Annotated in this window: 2 protein-coding genes and 1 pseudogene; 2 read left to right on the top strand and 1 reads right to left on the bottom strand. The window is 66.4% G+C overall.

Translation table 11 applies throughout. The features are described 5' to 3' along the window. Positions 1-444: 444 nt before the first annotated feature. The gene (locus tag FJY88_14285; protein ID MBM3288495.1) at positions 445-687 is read left to right on the top strand and encodes an Arc family DNA-binding protein; all 243 of its coding nucleotides are present in this window, start codon (positions 445-447) and stop codon (positions 685-687) included. Continuing rightward, positions 684-1,005 (top strand): annotated as a pseudogene (locus tag FJY88_14280) (type II toxin-antitoxin system VapC family toxin). The gene FJY88_14285 and the pseudogene FJY88_14280 overlap by 4 nt, the downstream one beginning before the upstream one ends. 63 nt (positions 1,006-1,068) lie before the next feature. Here FJY88_14280 and FJY88_14275 read toward each other — a convergent pair. After that, positions 1,069-1,599, bottom strand: a 531-nt coding sequence (locus FJY88_14275; protein ID MBM3288494.1) for an aromatic hydrocarbon degradation protein, incomplete at its 5' end; no start/stop codon positions are given.

The raw sequence follows: 1,599 nt of genomic DNA, 5'->3' as shown, positions 1-1,599 counted from the left end.
TCCAGTTCGGCGCGCGGAAGATGGCGCCCTGCCAGACATCGTCGGGATCGAGCGGGTATCGCATGATTCGGTCGATGAGTTGAGATGGCATCGATCCTCCGCTGGTCGCGACCTCTCGATCGCGCGCCGTCCGCCGGGCGCCGTTTGACGGGGACCGTAGGGAGCCCCCAGGCCCGGACGGACTCCGATCAGCGGCCATCCTATCGCATCGCGGCTCTTCACGGGCATGCAATGTGCTCCGTGCGGGTCTGGAGCAAGACAAGCGACGGGGGGCCTGGCTGACAGGAACCCTCGGCCGATCGGCAGAGCCGCGTGGCGGGCCGCCACTATGGGAGGAGAGTCCTGAAACGAACCGAGCGGGCATCGCATGGTATTGCCCGCGCCCGGACTCGCCGCTATGATTCCTTCATGGTTCCAAAACGGAACCATGGGGGGATGCCAAGGATGCCCAGTTTGACCATCAAGGGAATCCCGGATCGGCTCCTGCGCCGGCTGAGGAAGCAAGCCCTCAGCCACCGTCGGAGCTTGAACAGCGAAGTGCTCACCTGTCTGGAGCGCGCCGTCGAACTTCCGTCGGTGGATCCGATCGCCTGGCTCAAGGAGGCTGACCGACTCAGGAGCAGACTGGCTCTGCGTCCGCTGAGCGACGCTGCGCTCCGCAGAGCCAGGAGCCGCGGCCGGCCGTGATCGTCGCCGACACCAATCTCGTCGCCTATCTCCTGCTCGGAGGCCAGGGGACCGAGCACGCGCGGCAGGTCTTCCTGCGGGATCCGGATTGGGCCGCGCCGTTTCCGTGGACGGGAGTTCCTCGTGGACTCGGGAACTGTCCTCGGCCTGGTCGCGAAATCGAATTGCTCAGCCTATGACTGCGAGTTCGTGGCGCTCGCGCAGGAGCTCCACGTCCCTCTGATCACATCCGATCGACGCATCCTCGCGGCGTTCCCCGCGACCGCGAGGAACCCCGCTGTCTTCGGCGCGACTCCGCCGTCCAGTTCCCGATCCTGACGATGCGGCCCGCGCGCCGCGGATGGCGCGCGGGCCCATGCAGCGATTCCTCCGCGAAGTCCCCTAGAACATCCTCGTCAGCATGATCGCCCAGTTGAGCTGGCTGTGCGTCGACTCGACGGGCGGGATGATGGGCGGCGCGGTCGCGCCGTTTCCGGGATTCGTGTCGGAGATCTCGAAGCCGTACATCAAGGAGCCGTTGATCCGCGTCTTCTCGCACGGCGCGTACCCCGCGCCGAAAGTGAGGTGGTTCTCGACGATCGCGGGGAAGAGCGCGTTCAGGTACTTGGTCGGGACGGGGTTCTTGCCGTGGTTGAAGCCGGCGCGCAGGGTCAGCGGCGGGATCACCTGATAGGCGGCGCCGCCGGCGAGGACCATCTGGTCCTCCCACTCCTGGAAGAGGACCGCGTCCATGGCGAGCCCGGCGAAGCCGCCGTTCGTGGCGGCATCGTCGGCGGTGAAGGTCATCTTGAAGTCCTCCATCACCCCCGACCAGGCGATGTACTTGAGATCGAGAGCCAGCAGCAGCTTGTCCATCGGCTTGTAGGCCCCGCCGATCGCGTAGGTCGCCGGCCACTCGAACTCCTTCACCGT

The organism is Candidatus Eisenbacteria bacterium (assembly GCA_016867495.1).
Taxonomy (GTDB): Bacteria; Eisenbacteria; RBG-16-71-46; order CAIMUX01; family VGJL01; genus VGJL01.
The sequence above is the reverse complement of the archived record's forward strand: the minus strand, read 5'-3'. Positions and strand labels throughout refer to the sequence as shown.

Excerpts from the sequence above, each read along its gene's own strand:
- FJY88_14285 (MBM3288495.1), top strand. The coding sequence starts at position 445 with ATGCCCAGTTTGACCATCAAGGGAATCCCGGATCGGCTCCTGCGCCGG.